Annotated in this window: 15 protein-coding genes; 8 read left to right on the top strand and 7 right to left on the bottom strand. The window is 57.4% G+C overall.

Annotated features, from left to right (window positions below; translation table 11 throughout):
• Both AKU94_RS02645 and AKU94_RS20780 read left to right on the top strand, forming a co-directional pair.
• Positions 1 to 579: IS110 family transposase (locus AKU94_RS02645; RefSeq protein ID WP_157056368.1), on the top strand; the 579-nt coding region annotated here is incomplete at its 5' end.
• Complete coding sequence (locus tag AKU94_RS20780) at positions 540 to 629, top strand: hypothetical protein (RefSeq protein WP_408633655.1); 90 nt, start codon at positions 540 to 542, stop codon at positions 627 to 629. The genes AKU94_RS02645 and AKU94_RS20780, both read left to right, overlap by 40 nt.
• Before the next feature lie 813 nt (positions 630 to 1,442).
• Here AKU94_RS20780 and AKU94_RS02640 read toward each other — a convergent pair.
• The 6 genes from AKU94_RS02640 to AKU94_RS02615 all read right to left on the bottom strand — a co-directional run bounded on the left by AKU94_RS02640 (position 1,443) and on the right by AKU94_RS02615 (position 8,356).
• The gene (locus tag AKU94_RS02640) at positions 1,443 to 2,957 is read right to left on the bottom strand and encodes a catalase (protein WP_050525797.1); all 1,515 of its coding nucleotides are present in this window, start codon (positions 2,955 to 2,957) and stop codon (positions 1,443 to 1,445) included.
• Positions 2,958 to 3,653: 696 nt separating this feature from the next.
• Positions 3,654 to 4,043: a diacylglycerol kinase gene (locus tag AKU94_RS02635; protein ID WP_050525796.1), complete on the bottom strand. Its 390-nt coding sequence runs from the start codon at positions 4,041 to 4,043 to the stop codon at positions 3,654 to 3,656.
• 43 nt (positions 4,044 to 4,086) lie between these two features.
• Entirely contained in the window at positions 4,087 to 5,556 is a 1,470-nt protein-coding gene (locus AKU94_RS02630) for an IS110 family RNA-guided transposase (RefSeq protein ID WP_456300031.1), read from the bottom strand.
• A gap of 401 nt (positions 5,557 to 5,957) precedes the next feature.
• Positions 5,958 to 6,290 (bottom strand): IS66 family insertion sequence element accessory protein TnpB, encoded by a 333-nt coding sequence (tnpB, locus tag AKU94_RS20775; RefSeq protein ID WP_408633654.1) that lies wholly within the window; start codon positions 6,288 to 6,290, stop codon positions 5,958 to 5,960.
• A 179-nt stretch (positions 6,291 to 6,469) separates the two neighbouring features.
• Positions 6,470 to 6,823, bottom strand: coding sequence for a PRC-barrel domain-containing protein (locus tag AKU94_RS02620; protein WP_050525795.1), 354 nt, complete (start codon positions 6,821 to 6,823; stop codon positions 6,470 to 6,472).
• Positions 6,824 to 6,934: 111 nt separating this feature from the next.
• A complete protein-coding gene (locus AKU94_RS02615; protein WP_232295656.1) occupies positions 6,935 to 8,356 on the bottom strand; it encodes a mechanosensitive ion channel family protein in 1,422 nt (473 codons plus the stop codon).
• A 520-nt stretch (positions 8,357 to 8,876) separates the two neighbouring features.
• On the opposite strand from AKU94_RS02615, the gene AKU94_RS02610 reads away from it, so the two are divergent.
• The 6 genes from AKU94_RS02610 to AKU94_RS02585 all read left to right on the top strand — a co-directional run bounded on the left by AKU94_RS02610 (position 8,877) and on the right by AKU94_RS02585 (position 15,839).
• Positions 8,877 to 9,803, top strand: a complete 927-nt coding sequence (locus tag AKU94_RS02610; RefSeq protein ID WP_050525811.1) for an MYG1 family protein — start codon at positions 8,877 to 8,879, stop codon at positions 9,801 to 9,803.
• A gap of 410 nt (positions 9,804 to 10,213) precedes the next feature.
• Positions 10,214 to 11,284, top strand: a complete 1,071-nt coding sequence (locus AKU94_RS02605; protein ID WP_050525794.1) for a zinc-binding dehydrogenase — start codon at positions 10,214 to 10,216, stop codon at positions 11,282 to 11,284.
• A 49-nt stretch (positions 11,285 to 11,333) separates the two neighbouring features.
• A complete protein-coding gene (locus tag AKU94_RS02600) occupies positions 11,334 to 12,479 on the top strand; it encodes a C4-dicarboxylate TRAP transporter substrate-binding protein (RefSeq protein WP_050525793.1) in 1,146 nt (381 codons plus the stop codon).
• 51 nt (positions 12,480 to 12,530) lie between these two features.
• Positions 12,531 to 13,082 (top strand): TRAP transporter small permease, encoded by a 552-nt coding sequence (locus AKU94_RS02595; protein ID WP_083444892.1) that lies wholly within the window; start codon positions 12,531 to 12,533, stop codon positions 13,080 to 13,082.
• The gene (locus AKU94_RS02590) at positions 13,075 to 14,382 is read left to right on the top strand and encodes a TRAP transporter large permease (RefSeq protein ID WP_050525791.1); all 1,308 of its coding nucleotides are present in this window, start codon (positions 13,075 to 13,077) and stop codon (positions 14,380 to 14,382) included. Before AKU94_RS02595 ends, AKU94_RS02590 begins: the two co-directional genes overlap by 8 nt.
• 26 nt (positions 14,383 to 14,408) lie before the next feature.
• On the top strand, positions 14,409 to 15,839 hold the full coding sequence (locus AKU94_RS02585; protein ID WP_050525790.1) for an NAD-dependent succinate-semialdehyde dehydrogenase: 1,431 nt from the start codon (positions 14,409 to 14,411) through the stop codon (positions 15,837 to 15,839).
• 55 nt (positions 15,840 to 15,894) lie between these two features.
• Here the strand turns inward: AKU94_RS02585 and AKU94_RS02580 are convergent, their stop codons facing one another.
• Positions 15,895 to 17,214, bottom strand: a complete 1,320-nt coding sequence (locus AKU94_RS02580) for an MmgE/PrpD family protein (protein WP_050525789.1) — start codon at positions 17,212 to 17,214, stop codon at positions 15,895 to 15,897.
• Positions 17,215 to 17,221 lie beyond the last annotated feature (7 nt).

Genomic DNA, 17,221 nt, shown 5'->3' with positions numbered 1-17,221 from the left:
TTTGTGAAGCGTCAAAAGAACGATGCAAATGCCTCAGAAGCGATCGCGGAGGCGGCATCGCGCCCGACCCTGCGCTACGTCTCGGTTAAAAGCGCAGAACAACAGGCGCAGGGCATGGTCTTTCGAACACGCGATTTATGTGTCCGCCAACGCTCCCAGTTGGTAAACGCTTTGCGGGGTCATTTAGCAGAATACGGTGTCGTCGTCGCTCAAGGGATGGTTCAGTTTAGACGCATGATAACCAGCTTTGATGAAGTTGCGCCTGACCTGCCGACTGAAATCTTAGGCCTTTGCCAAGCATACATCGATCAGATCGCTCTTTTTGACGAACGGATTATGGCGCTGGACCACGAGATCAAAGGCCGCGCAAAAACAGATGAAGCACCATCACGGCTTATGACGATCCCCGGAGTTGGGCCTATGTGTGCTACGACCATTCAGGCCTTTGCGCCACCAATGGAAGAATTTTCTAATGGGCGTGAGTTTGCAGCCCGGGTCGCGGGCTTGTACCAAGGCAGAAGTCGACCGGTGGGCGACAAATCCTGGGTAGAACCTCAAAAATGGGGCAGCGCGATATAAGGCGGTTGCTGATCACAGGCGCGTCGTGCGAATGCACGCCTCTGGCGTGATGGCCGTCATCCGTTGGACCACCCGGAAAGGCCCACCACCTGGATCATGGCTTGCCAAGATGCTGGCGCGCAAGCCTCGTATGCTGGTGGCGACTGCATTGGCAAACAAGCTTGCCCGTACTGTTTGGGCGTTAATAACCACAACAGAGAACGATCGAATTCCACCGCTGGCTGCATAAGCTTTGCACCATGCGTTGGAGTAAACCGGCAATGTGAGAAGGGCGAAGGAGAGTAAGGAACAACGGTCATAAGACGGGGTTGGGAACACCAGATAGAAGCCAGGAGCTTTGTGCTCGCATCAACGATTTGGACCCATCCACGGACACCATACAGGCCAGCGGCGTGTGAAAGCTGCATATATAGGCCGGACACACGACTGCACTGATCACATGTTCTGAGCAATCTGAAAAACTTCTTGCATTGAAAGGGGCATCCACACACGGGTTCTATAACCCACAAAGGTGGCATTCATCCCTTAGTGGCAAAAGCCCCTTGGCCGTTGGAAGAAAGACTGCCTAAATGAGTTGAGGGGTCGGAACGTAAGCGTGACAAGACCAAGTTCGATCCACGCCCGCCATTTGCTTTGCCGTCCCAAAGCACACCATGTCTGGTTTGAAAGCCTGCCCGACGATCTGAAAACGCGGCTTACCAGCCGCGCGCAACGCCGTCTTTTGCAGGTCTACAGATGTGGGGCAAAGTGTCTGCCGCCCATCGAAGGCGCCTGACGATGCCTTCGATGATAATGTTCCAGCTTTCTATCGGTGTGTCCCGGCCGGGGCGCATAACGCGCCCCGCCAAAACCACAGTGACGCGTCACTCTGCCAGTTCAGGCTTCGGGGACAGTTCCTCGGCCGATTTGGCCGACATGCCCAAAGCCTTGGCAACACCTTCGCCATAGTTTCGGTCGCAGCGCGTACAGTTGTCGATGTGACGCTGCTTTATGAAATCCGGAGCATCGCCCATGTTTCTCCCGGTGTTTTCAAACAGAACCTGTTGTTGTGCCGGAGTCATCAGTTGGAAAAGCTTGCGGGGCTGGGTGTAATAATCGTCGTCATCCTCACGGAAGTCGAACATTGCGGCGTTTCCGTCAATCTTGAGTGGCGGCTCTGCGTATTGGGGCTGATCGACCCATTGACCAAAGCTGTTCGGCTGATAGTGCGGCAGCCTGCCGTAGTTGTCATCTGCCCGCATAAGGCCATCACGGTGGTTGCTCATGACCGGGCATTTGGCGGCATTGACCGGCACCTGCTGGTAATTCACACCCAGGCGGTAGCGCTGAGAGTCCGGATAATTGATCAACCGCGTCTGAAGCATCTTGTCGGGCGAAACGCTGATTCCCGGCACGAGGTTGGACGGTGAGAAAGCGGCCTGCTCAACATCGGCGTGATAGTTTTCCGGATTGCGGTTCAGTTCGAATTCTCCGACTTCGATCAGTGGGTAATCTTCCTTGTACCAAACCTTGGTCAGGTCGAACGGATGAACGTGATAGGTTTCTGCCTCGGCTTCGGGCATCACTTGTACATACATCTTCCAGCGCGGAAAATCACCGCGTTCGATCGCATCAAAGAGATCGCGCTGATTGCTTTCGCGGTCATCGGCCACAACGGACGCTGCCTCTGCGTCGGTCAGGTTTTCAATGCCCTGCTGGGTCCTGAAATGCAACTTCACCCAGAAACGCTCACCAGCGGCGTTCCAGAAGCTATAGGTATGGCTGCTGAATCCGTGCATGTTGCGGTAACTCTTGGGAATGCCGCGATCAGACATCACCACCGTGACCTGATGCAGGGCTTCGGGCAGAAGCGTCCAGAAGTCCCAGTTGTTTGTCGGGGAACGCATGTTGGTTCGTGGATCGCGTTTGACGGCCTTGTTGAGGTCCGGGAATTTCTTGGCATCGCGCATGAAGAACACAGGCGTGTTGTTACCCACCATGTCCCAATTACCTTCTTCGGTATAGAACTTGAGCGCAAAGCCGCGAATATCCCGTTCGGCATCTGCCGCGCCGCGTTCACCTGCCACGGTGCTGAAACGGGCGAACATCTCGGTCTTTTTGCCGATTTCACTGAAAATGCTGGCGCGTGTGTAGCGGGTGATATCGTTGGTCACGGTGAACGTGCCGAACGCACCGGACCCTTTGGCATGCATGCGGCGCTCAGGGATGACTTCGCGCACGAAATTGGCCAGCTTTTCGTTAAGCCAGATATCTTGCACCAACACGGGCCCACGTTTCCCTGCGGTCATCGAGTTCTGGTTGTCGACCACCGGAGCACCGAAAGCCGTTGTCAGGTGGGACACCGGACATTTACCCTTGTTTAAGACATCATCTGACATGGCCATTCTCCCTTAAATAAAGTGAATTTCCATGGCACCTTAGAATGAGTATCAGAATTAATAAAGCGATGATGATGGAATAACAAAAACCAAAGTCTTTAAAGTCGGTGGCTTCCTGGCCTCCCTAGCAGTTTTGCGTCGGCGAACCCAAGTATCACGCACTTGTAGGGAACGGCAAAAAAGTCCGCAACTTGATCCACGGGATTACCAAGGATGAAGGTCTGTTCCAGGCCAGAAATGCTTGGGGTTTGGGTCAGTGTTGTATAACGCGGAACGTTGGTAAGATTCAGAAACCCGCGCCCATAGCGTCTAAGATCTGCAAGGTGCCACACGCGATATAAAAGCCACCGCATTCCCAACGTCCAGAGGCGACAAGAGCATCCGGCATTCCAAAGCCACGTCGCGGCGTTGTAGGATTTTACATAAAGGACGGCGGCAAAGCGTGCAGCCCCCGACCCCTCCCCAATCGCAATAACCGCATTGCCGAAACGCCAGAGGTGACGCCATCAATGCTGGTCTCCTCCAACGAGATCATCAACCCGGTGTCACGCGTGCAACCGGTCTCGTCATCAGGTTCTTTGGCGTAAGGCAGATGTGCATATAGCTTTGGGTCAGTCGGAATCAGCGCGCGCCCCCGACGTATAAGAAAAGTTGGGGCAATTTTGGGTGAAAATACCGGTCAGTTCTCAGTGGCAATCAAATGCACCCGACAACGACTATCACATATAGGCCCACCATTCCCAAAACGCACATCACTGCAAGGGAGCCGAGATCTTTTGCGTTGCGGGCAGCAACGCTCCATTCCGGTGATACGTGGTCAGTCAGGCATTCGATGGCGGTGTTGAGAGCTTCGACCGCGACGAGGAGAAGGAACAAACCGACAAGAATGAAAAGCTGGGCGGCGGAGGCGCCGACACACTCCAAGAGGGCCATACAGGCCAGAAAAGCCGCAAGTTCGTGACGAAATGCTGTCTCGCCCCAGAGCTTTTTCAGACCACCCCACGAATATCCCGCTGCCGCAAAGACATGCGCCGGCCCCGTGATGCGCGGTGGCACGGTTGTATCTTGGTGTCTGGGTTCAATCATTTACTCGCATTCCTGATAAAAAGTTCGCATCCATCACAAAGATCTATATCAGCCTCGGGTGCAATTGTCTGAACCCGCGCATCCCGAGACCGGAACAGGTCATCGTGACTGGTGGGGGCGTGTTGACACAGGCCTTGGTGATGGTGGGCCGCGTCATTCGCAACGGTTTGTTTGTCAGTGGTGCGAATGCATAACCAAGGGATCCGGCACGCCGGTGTAGGTTTGCGAGAACACGGCTGCGGTGGCGTTCTTCGTAAGCTGCCGCACCTGGATCCTGGCAGGCCATGCCAAAGCGGATGGCATTGTAAAACAGGACGGCGATCTTGCGGGCCGTCGCGGTCACTGCCTTCCGCTTTCCGATACGCGAAGACAATCGGCGATAGAATGCACCAAGTGCCGTGTCGCTCCGGCCAATCGTGACCGCAGCCAGACGCAACAGAGCTGCGGCCCGGCTGGAGGATCTCCGGGTCCGCGATGACAACAACTTGCCGCCGGATATCCTATTGCCCGGTACGAAACAGAGCCATGAGGTGAAATGCTTTGCGCCTTTCCACGCCTGCAGGTCGGTGCCGCATTCGGCGACCAGCTTCAGGGCAAGCGAGGGACCAAGGCCATGGATTTGGGTCAGGTCCGTGCCTAGAACGCCATACAGCGCAGCCCTGACGTCAAATGACGGAACACTGACTTGGCTGCGTTTGGTCCGGGCTTTGGCCAAAGGGGGAACATCGCAGATGGCCTTGATCGTGAGCGCGGCGACCGCCGCTTCCAACTTGCGATTACATTCCTCGATCTTAGTCTGATAGAAATCGTATAGATCGAGTGACTGGGTCAGGGCGAAGATATGTTCGTCCCTATCATTGCAAACTAAGGCGGCCTTGATCACCTCGATGGACGAGTGGCAGCGGACATTGCGAAAGGATGCCAACACGTCCGGATCGCGTTCGCCCGCAACGATTGCACGGATGATCCGCATTCCGGTGGCACCTTTGATGTCAGAAACGACATGATGGACCTGCAAGTTCACCTCTATCAGGGCTTTTTGCATGTGCTGAATGTGGGCGGCCGCATGCTCCACCAGGCGTTCGTGCTGTCGCAGATAGGCCCTCAGGGTGGCAATCTCAGCCTCGGGCCGGAAGCTCCCCCGCAACAGACCGTAGGAGTACAATTGGCGCAGCCAGCCCGCATCGCTGACGTCAGTTTTGCGGCCCGGTACATTCTTGGCATAGCGAGCATTCACCAAGATCACCTTAAAGCCGCGGGCTTCCAGCACCTCAAAAGCCGGGATCCAGTAAACACCGGTTGATTCCATTGCGATGCTGGTCACGCCGCAGGCTTTGAACCAATCCGCCAGATCATTCAGGTCTTGGGTGAATGTCCCAAAAGACTTCACCGGCGTGTCGCAGGCATCCGGACTGACGGCAGTCATATGCATGGTTGATCCAATATCAATCGCCGCCGCTGTCGGGTTGACCATCTTCAGGTCCGGGTGGCCACCGGTCGCAATCGGCATCATGGCATCTTCTCCAATTTGGAAGAAGGGCGTGGGCCATGCAAGTCCGTCATCTTCCTAACCGGGATCACCGCCAAAACGGCGTCACCACTCTCAGGTGCGCATCAGCCCATGTGCCACGTTTTTTAACGGGGTCTAACCCTCCAATAAGCAATCGGAAACTGCCCTCCCGGGGCGATGATAGCACAGGTTGTTTATACCGCGCACAGGCGGGCGGCGGCCCGTGACGGTTTTTTAGCACCTCCCGCGTCTCGTGCAGAAGTCGGACCTCTTTGCGAAGGCGGGTGTTTTCCTTCTCAACATCCTCATGCGGCCCAGACATCAGATTCTCGTGCTGATGTTGTTGACCCATTTGTCCAGCGTCGAGACGTCAACCCCCGAATTCGACGAAAGCTGCAGGCGCGTTAAGCCACTGGTCGCGGCCATCCGCACTGCATCACGCCATCCTCCACGGCGGGCCATGTAAATGTATGCCTTTCCAGCCGCTTGTAAGCCATCAGCAGCCCGGTGCCTTCCCAATAAAGCAGCGTTAATTGATCCGCCTTTTTGGCACGAAAGACAAAGACGGTCCTCGTGAACGGATCTTTGTGCAACTCGTTCTGCATCATTGCGGCCAAGTTGTCATCGCCCTTACGGAAGTGTGGACTTGGACGCCTCCGATACCTCCCACGCAAATCTCCATGGAAGCTGCAATCGCAGCTTGTAGATCCAGCCGGAAGGCGGGCTTGGAACAGCACTTACGATTTTCTGGCCCGTTCAATACCAAACCCGATCAACACCAAAAATGAGATAGAGTTTGCCTTCAGCCGTCTGAACTTCACTACCACCGCTTTGGCGGAATTGTCGCGCGAGGTTACTTTGGCCCAATCCTTAAAAGCGGCCCCGCGATGGGGCCGCTGGTATTTGGTACAGGAAATCAGACCCAGTACATCGGCAAGCGATAGTGTTCATGGGTACGCGTTTCCCAATCACGGTCAGCATGCCAATTATCATTGCGCGGCGGGGCGCCTTTGACTTCTTGCTCCGTTAGATCGGTGACAAAACCGTTTTGGTTCCTGTCATATTGTAGTTTGCCCCATGGGATGGGCTGATGGTCTTCGCCCATGCCCAAAAAGCCGCCGAAGCCCATCACGGCATAGGCCACTTTGCCCGACTGTTTATCAATCATCAGATGGTCGATCGATCCGATGTGCACACCGTCACGGCCGTAAACCTCGGTGCCATTAACGTCTGACGATGAAACAAGGCTGGTCTGTGTAGTATGGTCCATGTTGTCCTCCTAGGTTGCGATTACAAGAGGACAACACCGTAGGCATAAACCAGTTCCGGCGCGTTTTGGTGACAGGCAGAAAACTGCGCAAACACCTTGGCGATGGCCGGATCACCCCCGGTTAAGCAGATTGGCTTCGCCTTCTTCGACAATGGGCGTGGACTGTCTTTGCAGCAATTCATCATCTACGGCCAGATCTTTGTCAGTTGCGCTTTCGGCGGGTTCTGCAGTGTCCAGCGACCAGCGTTTTTCGATTTTCTTGCGCTCGGGTGTTGCATCCGTCCCGGCATCCAATTGCGTCAACGGCAGGCCCTGAGGAAAGATCACCTCGCGTGCGGCATCGGGCATGGAAATGCCGGATTCCATAAGGGACCGCTTGCATTGGCGCAGCAACGAGGACCGCAATTTGATGGCGGCAACAGATCGGCCGTTGAACCAGTAGTACGCTCTGATATCAACGGTCGATGCACCCAACTCATCGATCAACGCCATTGGCGCGGGATCGGATAACACGCCATCATGCTCGGATAGTATTCTGGTCAGGATTTCTTGCGCTTCGGAGGTGCTGTCATCATAGCCGATCCCAATTACGAAACTGCCACGAAGATAGGGGGCAGCCGTCTGGTTCTCGATGATGCTTTTGAAGATCAGCGAGTTTGGGATCTGGATATGATTGCCGTCTGGCGTAATCAAAACTGTACTTCGGGTGTTCATACTTTGAACGGTACCGGTTTCACCGGCGACGGTAATCAGGTCGCCGCTTCGAAATGGCCGGCGGATGCTTAGCAGCAGGCTTGCCAGAAAATTCTCGGCGATATCTCTGAAGGCAAAGCCGATGACAATGCCCATAACGCCAGCGCCACCAAGCAGGGACAGCGCAAGCTGGGTCAGGCCCGCAACCTGCAAGACGACGTAAATCCCGACCAAAAATACAGGAAACGCCACCGATCGCGCCAGCACTTTGCGCAAAAACGAAGACTCGACCCGCTTTTGCAGCGACCAGTGCATCAGTTTCGATACCAGCCCCGACAAGTACCACGCCAGCGGCAGGATGAGCAGTGACAGCAAAATCAGCGGCGCCGCGAGGATGAAATCATCGGCGAGAAGCCTAAGCTCGTTGAAGGCGGGCTCCAGGCTCCAGTTCACGATCTCTTCGACATCCAGTTGGTTGACGACTGCAACCACACCATCCGTTCTGGTGATCAACCGCCGTGCCCAGTCTTTGTACTCCACGCTTGTGGTCTGGCCGTCCAGAAAAACGATGCCGTCATCAACGCGCACATTTAGCGCGGTAAACCAGTTCGTGGCCTCCAGGATGTTTGTCACGCGATTGGCAATTTTTGCATCATTCGCAAGCGGTTCAATCTCTACGCGGTTCTCGGTGGTGCTGACGGTTGGCTGCGGCGCGTCTTGCTGGGCGTGACCAATGCCCGACATCAGAAGCAGTGAAATTGACACTAGCGCGATTAGAAAAAGTGACCGAGCGCCCGCACGTTGGGCCGCAATCGGTTTCAATGGGTGCGTTTTGCGCATCAAACTGTTCCTTGTTGCATTCGGCCAATCTGCCTTTGCTTTGGCGGCAATCGCATGTGTGACGTTCTGGGGACGCGCTGTGGAACGCCGATAGGCCTGCAAACCACCCTTTCAGGCTTATCCAAACGCCGCCGGAAAATCAAATTCCAATGCCGGGACTGAACAAGAGGCCCGGTTCTCTCGACACATCCAATCAGGTGGGGCACCTCAAGCGAAGAGCTCTTACAGCAAAAAAATATGTGCAAAAACGACCGCTTGAATTAATAGGAACACGTACCGCTGACCGAACAGCCCGCGCAGGCGACCCAGCCACCAGTCCGGATCAGCGGCGTGAATGTGCAGTTATCCACGCCATTTGACATCTCTTTGGCCTCTCTGGCGCCGTCTCTGTCTCACTTTATCAATTCGGTGGTTGCCTTTCGAGGAAAAACCATTAGCCCGTAACACCTTGCCCGCCTTGCAGATCGCCAAGGGGGAAAACATATCGAAATTCAATCTGCACGACCGTTTGGAGCGCGCCATGACCATCACCCATCTTGTCACACATTCCGGCGGCTTTCATGCGGATGAGGTTCTGTCTTCTGTTGTGCTAACCCGGTTGTTTCCGCAGGCCGTCTTGTGCCGGAGCCGCGAACGGCAATGGATTTCGCCCCAATCGGACCGGATTATATATGACGTCGGCGGGGATTATGATCCTGCGGCGCAAATCTTTGACCACCACCAACGCCCCGGTCCCCTGCGCGAAGATGGCCAGCCTTTCAGCTCTTTCGGTCTGATCTGGGCGCATTACGGGCGCGATTATCTGACGACGCTGGGCGTGCCCGCCGATCAGGTTGAGGCGATTCACCACAAGTTTGACACCAATTTCGTCTTGCCGATTGACCTGCTCGACAATGGCGCGATGGAACCATCCGTGGCGGGCCCACTGTCGATCCTGACCCTGCCCACGCTTTTGGGCAGCCTGAAGCCGGTCTTTGACGACGTATTGCCAACGGCCAATGATGACGCGTTTTTCACCGCCCTGCCCATTGCCCGACAGTTTGTCGAGGCGCAGATCCGCAATCTTGCCGCCAAAGCACGCGCCGTCGGTATCGTAAAAGAGGCCATCGCCAAGGCCGGCTCATCCCCTATATTGGAGCTGCCAATGGGGATGCCCTATCGCTCGGTGCTGGATCAGGCAGAGGCAGACCATATCCTGTTTGTGGTCCATCCGCGCGGCGACGACTGGACGCTGGGGGGGATCAAGCTGTCGGGTGATACGTTTGACCAACGCGCCGATCTGCCTGCGGCCTGGGCGGGTCTGACGGACGAGGCACTTGAAGCGGCAAGCGGCGTCAAGGGCGCAAAGTTTTGCCATAACGCGCGCTTTATCGCGGTTGCGACAACCCGTGAGGCCATTCTGGAAATGGCCAGGATCGCCGTACAGGATGTCAGTGACGCCCGTTAATCAGCCAAGCTGAGCAAGGGCCGCTGCACCAAATATCCCGAAATTGCGCCTTCTTTATCAGGCGGCGTTAAAACCGTTTATGCGGCCCTATGGTCCTGCCTGAATAAAATCATCGATATTACAGGACCTTGGGGCTTCGGCTTGCGCAAGCGGGGGATGCTTACCCATCAACGAAAATTCCTCTTGCAGAAGGGTGTTTTTTATACAGAATGACTTCGGGAGGCTATCCACAAGAATGATTCTTCATTTCGATCCGGATAACGCGCGTGTCTCCATCAGGTTCGCAACAGATGGGCCATCATTTGCCGCGAGAGGAGACCAAGAGGCGCGCAAGAAGGGGTTGGCCGATGCATGGCGCCACAACAGACCCCTTGGCCACACAAGAGTTACTACTCTAGGAGGAGAGACATATGTATTGCCAATGCCTACGTGTATTCGGCCAACCGCTTGATGGCGAAGATCGCCCCGACATGGTCCCGCAAGGAACCGAAGTTATCATCCGCGTCACGGCGGCGGGCGTTTGCCACACCGACCTGCATATCCGTGAGGGCGGCTTTGATCTGGGCCACGGGCGTCGACTCAGCTATGCCGAACGCGGGATGAAATTGCCGATGGTTGCGGGGCATGAGGTGGCCGGTGTTGTTGCGGCCGTAGGGCCGGATGCAGTGGGGGCGGATGGCCAGCCGATTGATAACGCCAAGACCTATGTGGTCTATCCATGGAGCGGGTGCGGCAGCTGTGATGTCTGTAAAACCGGCGCCGAACAGCTTTGCTCCAATCCTAGGTTTCTGGGGATCCACCGCGATGGCGGCTATGCCAGCCACGTGCGGGTGGCGCATCCGCGCTATCTGGTGGATGCGGGCACTATTGCGCCTGAAATCGCGGCACCTTTGGCCTGTTCGGGGCTTACAACCTATGCCGCGCTGAAAAAGATCGCGGCGACGGCAAGCACCCATACGCCGGTGCTGATCGGCGGCGGGGGTTTGGGGCTGATGTGTCTGGAGCTGCTCAAGGCGCAGAACATGAAAATGCCGGTCGTGGTCGATATCGCCGCAGACAAGCGCGAGGCCGCTTTGGCCGCAGGGGCGGTTGCCGCCGTTGACCCAACCGATGCGGATGCCTTGCAGCAAGTGCAAAAGGCCTGTGGCGGCACCCCGATGGCGGTGATTGATTTTGTCGGGGCGGAAAAAACTGCCGAATTTGCGATGGATGTGGTGGGCAAGGGCGGAACCATCATAATTGTCGGTCTTTTTGGCGGCGCAGCCCCTTGGGCGCTTCCGATGCTGGCGCTGAAATCGGTCACTGTTCAGGGCAGCTATACCGGCTCGCTGACCGATTTTCGGGAACTGATGGAGATCGCCCGCACCGGCGCGATCACCCCGATTCCGACCAAGATCTATCCCCTGACCGATGCAGATGACGTGCTGAATATGCTGGAGGGCGGCAAGGTTATTGGCCGGGCTATTTTGGCAAAAAGCTAATGACGGCGGCCCGCTCGGGCCGCTGGTCCATCAAACAGGAGGAGCAATCATGAAAAATTATAAAACACTGGCCTTTGCGACGACGATGCTTTGCACCGTTGTATCCGGCATCACCGCACATGCAGAAACCCTGCGTTATGCCATCGGCTTCCCCCCCGGCGGGGCCGCGACGGACGGGGTTGCCGAGTTCAACGAACGCCTCAAGGCCGAGACCGATCTGGAGTTGAAAGTCTATGAGCTGTCATTGCTCGACCTAAAGGAAACACCCCCGGGGGTGCGCGACGGGATGGCCGATGCGGGCTATATCATCACGCCCTATTACCCGGCCGAGTTTTCGGAAACCAACCTGCCTGCCAATATGTCGATGCTGGCAACGGTTGGCACACCGGCAAAATCCTCGGGCGCGGTTATGGCCGGTGCGATGAGCGAATACATCATGTTGCATTGTGACGAATGTCAGCAACAATATACGGCGCAGAACCAGATCTTCCTCGGGGCGATTGGCACGCCGGAATATGTGCAGCTTTGCACCACCCCGATCCGCAGCATCGCTGATATCAAGGGCAAAAAGATGCGGTCCTCCATGGATGCGATGGGCCGTTGGGCGGAAAGTTTCGGCGGCACCAAAGTATCCTTACCCGCGAATGATATCTATGAGGCGATGTCGCAAGGTGTGGTCGACTGCACCATGATTTCGGCGCCCGAACTGGGCAACCTGCAACTTTTCGATGTCACCAAATACATCACGCTTGGCCTGCCGGGTGGCAGCTTTGCGGGTGTGGGCTCGATGAATGTGAACCTTGATACCTGGCGCGGGCTGTCACCCGAACAACGCACGTCCCTGATCCGGCTTTCGGCGTTCAACTCGGCGGCGATCACGGTGAACTATTACCTTGCCGCGGCGCAGGACATTGAAAAAGCAAAAGGAATGGGCACCGAAATCATCGCGCCCCCAGAAGAGATGCTCAAGGCAACCGAGGCCTTTGTTGCGGCTGATGCCGATGTCATCCGCAAGAGTTTCCAAGACGATTACGGGCTGCAAAATGTCGATGCAAAATACGACACCATCGCTGGTCTGATCGAAAAGTGGAAAGGTCTGACGGCTGATGTCTATGACGACAAAGACGCCATGACAGAGCTGCTCTGGACCGAGGTTTTCTCAAAATTGGACGCTGCAAGCTACGGCATGGAGTGAGCCTTAGGGCGGGCTGACCCATCGGCCCGCCCCCTGAACCGAGAGGTTTTTATGCAAAAAACAGACAAGCTATTGCGCGTTATGATTGCGGTTTACGGGGCTGTGGGTGCGGCCGCGATCTTTTTGATGATGCTGCATATTACGGCCGATGTTATCGGAAAATTCATGTTCAACCGTCCCCTGCCCGGCACCACCCCGATTGTTTCGCAATATTATATGGTAGCGGCGGCCTTTTTGCCCTTGGCGATTGTCGAGCGGATGACGGGCCATATCTCGGTCGAGGTTCTGTTCACGACCTTTCCGCGCAGGTTGCGGGCGGTCCTGACCCTTTGCGCCACGGCCTTGGGGAGTGTCGTCTTTGCGGCGATGACATGGGCAAGCTGGAATGAGGCGCTCAAGAAACATGCCATGGGGTCGTTCAGCTATGAGCAGGGCGTCAAGATTTTGATCTGGCCGACGCATTTCATCGTGCCTGTCGGAACCGCGTTGATAACGCTGGTGCTGTTATGGCGGCTGACTGCGTTCTTGATGCGGATAGAGGATGCCTCTGCGCTGGCTGTGGGTCAGGCCCATCCACGTCATGAGGGAGCGTCCATTGACTGATATTCAAATCGGCTTTGCAGGCATTGCGATCCTGCTGGCCCTTATTGCGCTGCGCGTGCCAATCGCGATTGCCCTGATCAGCGTGTCTTTTACCGGCATCGGGCTTTTGGTCTCGTTCAAGGCGGCTTGGGGCGCGCTTGGCGTTATTCCCTATAGCTTCACCGCGACGTGGCACCTGTCGTCGATCCCGATGTTCGTTCTGATGGGCTTCTTTTGTTTTCACGCGGGGCTGACGACGGGGTTGTTCAAGGCCGCGCGTATGTGGCTTTCGGCCCTGCCCGGCGGGCTGGCGATTGCGGGGGTTCTGGGCTGTGCGGGTTTTGCCGCGGTGACCGGCTCCTCGATCGCCTGTGCGGCGGCGATGGGGCGGATCGCCGCGCCAGAGATGTTGCGCTATCGCTATGATCCGGGGCTTGCCACCGGCACAATCGCGGCGGCGGGGACCATTGGCGCGCTGATCCCGCCCTCTATCCTGTTCATCCTTTACGGGATGATCGCACAGGTACAGGTCAGCCAGCTGTTTCTGGCCGGGACGGTTATCGGGCTGATCACGGTTCTGGCCTATACTTTGGTGATCGTGATCCGCGTGATGTTGAACCCCGCCCTCGCCCCGCCGGTCGAAGAAGACATCAGCTGGGGTGACCGTTTTGCCGCCCTGCGAGAGGTCTGGCCGGTTCTGGTGCTGGTCCTTGGCGTCTTTGGCGGCCTCTTTGCCGGTATTTTCACCCCGACAGAGGCCGGCGGTGTTGGCGCCTCGATGTCACTCGTGATCGCTTTTGTGCGCCGCTCTATTGATGTCAAAGGGATCTGGTCGTCGCTGATGGAGACGCTGACGATTTCCTCCTCGATCTTTATCATCGCGGTAGGGGCCAGCATGTTGACACGGTTCTTCACCTTTTCCGGCGTCAGCGATGCCCTGGCCGATGGTGTGCTGGAAATGGGCGTATCGCCGCTGATGCTGATCCTTGCGATTACCCTGCTCTATCTGGTGCTGGGGATGTTTCTGGAGCCGATTGGCGCGATGCTGCTGACCTTACCGATCCTTTTGCCGCTGGTCGAAACCGCCGGGATTGAATTGCTCTGGTTTGGGGTGCTGGTCGCCAAACTCTTGGAGATCGGGATGATAACCCCGCCAATCGGGTTGAATGTCTTTGTCCTCAAGGGGGTGATGGCCGACCGGGTTTCGACCGGTACGATCTTCAGGGGGGTTGCCTATTTCATCATGGCCGATCTGGTGATTATCGGCCTGATGGTCGCCTTTCCCGACATGATCCTCTTTACCCAGAATATGTTGCCATAACGGGCACATCACGAAGGAAATATCTTATGCTGACTGATACAAAACTGTTCATCAACGGTGTTTGGCGCCCCTCATCCGATGGGGCCCGCGCGCCGGTCCATAACCCGGCCACCGGCGAGGTGATTGGCCATCACGCGGTGGCAACCAAGGCCGATCTGGAAGAGGCCGTGCAGGCCGCTGAAAAAGCCTTTGCGACTTGGCGCGAGGTTTCCGGGATGGAGCGGGGCGCGATCCTGCGCCGCGCGGCAACGGCCCTGCGCGACCGGATGCCCGAGGTGGCGCGGGTGCTGACCCTTGAAATGGGCAAACCATTGGCTGAGGCCGAGAACGAGTTGCGCACCGCCGCCGACCTTCTGGATTGGTTCGCCGAGGAGGCCCGCCGGATCTACGGTCGTGTGATCCCTGCGCGCAGCCCCGATGTGATGCAGCTTGCGCTGAAACAGCCGATCGGGCCGGTTGCGGCCTTCACGCCGTGGAACTTCCCCTTCTCGCAACTGGTGCGCAAAGTGGCCCCTGCCCTTGCCGCAGGCTGCACGATGGTGGCCAAGCCGCCAGAAGACACACCTGCAAGCCCGGCGATCCTTGCCGAAATTCTGGCCGAGGCGGGGCTTCCGGCCGGTGTGTTGAACTTCGTTTACGGCAACCCGCCCGATATCGCCAACTATCTGATCCCGCATCCCGCCATTCGCAAAGTGTCCTTTACCGGCTCGGTTCCGGTGGGCAAATTGCTGGCCTCGCTGGCCGGTCAGCATATGAAGCGCATCACGATGGAGCTGGGCGGTCACAGCCCTGTTCTGGTGTTCGAGGATGCCGATATCGAGGCCGCCGCCCGTGATATCGCCGCCTTCAAGTTCCGCAATGCCGGTCAGGTCTGTATCTCTCCGACACGGATTCTGGTGCAGCGCGGCGTCTATGACCGTTTCGTCGCTGCCTTGAAGGCCGAGGTTGAAAGCATCACCCCCGGGGCGGGTATCGACCCTGAAACGCGGATGGGGCCCTTGGTCAGCAAACGCCGTGTTGAGGCCGTGACCGAGATCATCGCAGAGGCTGTCAACGAGGGTGCCAAGCTGGTGACAGGCGGGGAACGTGTTGACCATCCGGGGTTCTTCTATCGTCCGACCCTGCTGGAAAACGTGCCGCAATCCGCGCGCATTATGAATGAGGAACCCTTTGGTCCGGTGGCCTTGCTGGCACCTTTCGACACGGTGGATGAGGCCGTGACCGAGGCGAACCGTCTGGCCTACGGCCTTGCCGCCTATGCCTTCACATCCTCGATCCGCACCTCGCAGATCCTGCACAATAATATCGAGACGGGGATGCTGGCGATCAACCACACGGCGCTTGGCCTGCCCGAATTGCCATTGGGCGGCATCAAGGATTCAGGCTTTGGCTCCGAAGGCGGGCCGGAGGCGATTGAATCCTATGTCTACACCAAATTGGTGACGCAGAAATCCTGATCAAAAGCATGGCCGACCCCTGCAAAAGGGTCGGCCATTCAACGCTTGCCCAAGGTCAGGCGGCGATCCGGGCAATCAGTTTCGCCAGCCCGTCTTGCTGGTCCAGCCCCGCCACGGTTTGCCACAGATCCGCGGCCCCCTCTGCCCCCAACAAAGAGGTGGCCTTATCGCGCAGCCGCCCTTCCAGCACCGCAGGGTCATTCTCGGTCAGGATATCATATCGGGCGGTAACATCCCCCTGCCCCGCCGTGGTCACCGTCACCTCAGAGGCGCTGTCGGCCAAGCTGTCATCGGCAATCACCTCGATACGGTCGCGCAGGGCAACCAGATCGGGACGGGCACAAAGTTCATCGGTATATGTCTCTAATGCCGCGGTATCGACACCTGTCAGCATCATCGCAGCCGTCAGCCGATAGCTGAATTTCGCCTCCAACCCCGTTGCGGGCGCGGGTTTGTTGCAGACCGCAAACCAGCGCGGATGGGTGCGGATGGTGATGGATTGCAGGTCATTAGGTCGGTTTTCATGCAAAGGGCCGTCCCGAAGGCTGCGAACCGCCTCTAGCATCGCATGAAGACCGTGGCAGCAGGCATGGAATTTATAGGAAATGTTGGGGAACAGCCACGCCTGCCCAAGCCCGTCAAAGACACTTTCATCGGCAGCCCCCGCATGGGTCGGACCAAAGCCTTGCACGCCCTCGATTGCGTTCTGCGCCGATTGCGCCCCCGCTTGGGCCAGCAGGGCCGAGGTCACGCCCACTTCGGCCGCAAATCCGGCATTGAGCGGTTTGCCCATCGTTCCGAACTGGCTTTTCAACCCTGCGGCGCGGGTGGCCGTCAGGCGGAACCCCTGTGCCATCTGCTCGGCATCAAGGCCCAAAATCCGCCCCGCCGCCGCCATCGCGCCAAATGCGCCCGAGGTGCCTGTCTGGTGAAACCCCGCCTCATAATGTGCGCGGCCAAGCCAGGCCCCCACACGGCAGGCGGTTTCCAGCCCCACGGCCAGCGCCTCCAAAAGGGTCGCGCCATCCACGCCCTCGCGTTCGGCCAGGGCAAGGGCTGCGGGTGTCACGGCAACGCTGGGGTGGCCGATATGGCCGAAATGCGTGTCGTCATAATCCAGCGCATGGCTGGTGGCGCCATTGACCAGCGCCGCCGTTGCCGGTGCCACGCGCCCGCCCCGAAACACAGTCGCGCCCGTTTCCATCGCCGCATTGCCCAAGGCCATTTTGCGCGCGGCCTGTGCCACCGGCTCATCCCCACCCGCAATGCCGACTGTGGTCCAGTCGAACAATGAGAGGCGCACGAAATCGCGCATGGCCACTGTCGGATTGATCGGGCCAGCGGCAAAATCGCCAAGTCTGCGAGCGAGTGTCATTGGGGCG

It is taken from the genome of Pseudorhodobacter aquimaris, assembly GCF_001202025.1.
Taxonomy (GTDB): domain Bacteria; phylum Pseudomonadota; class Alphaproteobacteria; order Rhodobacterales; family Rhodobacteraceae; genus Pseudorhodobacter; species Pseudorhodobacter aquimaris.
The sequence above is the reverse complement of the archived record's forward strand: the minus strand, read 5'-3'. Positions and strand labels throughout refer to the sequence as shown.

Coding starts and splice junctions, on each gene's coding strand:
- AKU94_RS02640 (WP_050525797.1), bottom strand. CDS start 2,957: ATGTCAGATGATGTCTTAAACAAGGGTAAATGTCCGGTGTCCCACCTG.
- AKU94_RS02635 (WP_050525796.1), bottom strand. CDS start 4,043: ATGATTGAACCCAGACACCAAGATACAACCGTGCCACCGCGCATCACG.
- AKU94_RS02630 (WP_456300031.1), bottom strand. CDS start 5,556: ATGATGCCGATTGCGACCGGTGGCCACCCGGACCTGAAGATGGTCAAC.
- AKU94_RS02620 (WP_050525795.1), bottom strand. CDS start 6,823: ATGGACCATACTACACAGACCAGCCTTGTTTCATCGTCAGACGTTAAT.
- AKU94_RS02615 (WP_232295656.1), bottom strand. CDS start 8,356: ATGCGCAAAACGCACCCATTGAAACCGATTGCGGCCCAACGTGCGGGC.
- AKU94_RS02610 (WP_050525811.1), top strand. CDS start 8,877: ATGACCATCACCCATCTTGTCACACATTCCGGCGGCTTTCATGCGGAT.
- AKU94_RS02605 (WP_050525794.1), top strand. CDS start 10,214: ATGTATTGCCAATGCCTACGTGTATTCGGCCAACCGCTTGATGGCGAA.
- AKU94_RS02600 (WP_050525793.1), top strand. CDS start 11,334: ATGAAAAATTATAAAACACTGGCCTTTGCGACGACGATGCTTTGCACC.
- AKU94_RS02595 (WP_083444892.1), top strand. CDS start 12,531: ATGCAAAAAACAGACAAGCTATTGCGCGTTATGATTGCGGTTTACGGG.
- AKU94_RS02585 (WP_050525790.1), top strand. CDS start 14,409: ATGCTGACTGATACAAAACTGTTCATCAACGGTGTTTGGCGCCCCTCA.
- AKU94_RS02580 (WP_050525789.1), bottom strand. CDS start 17,214: ATGACACTCGCTCGCAGACTTGGCGATTTTGCCGCTGGCCCGATCAAT.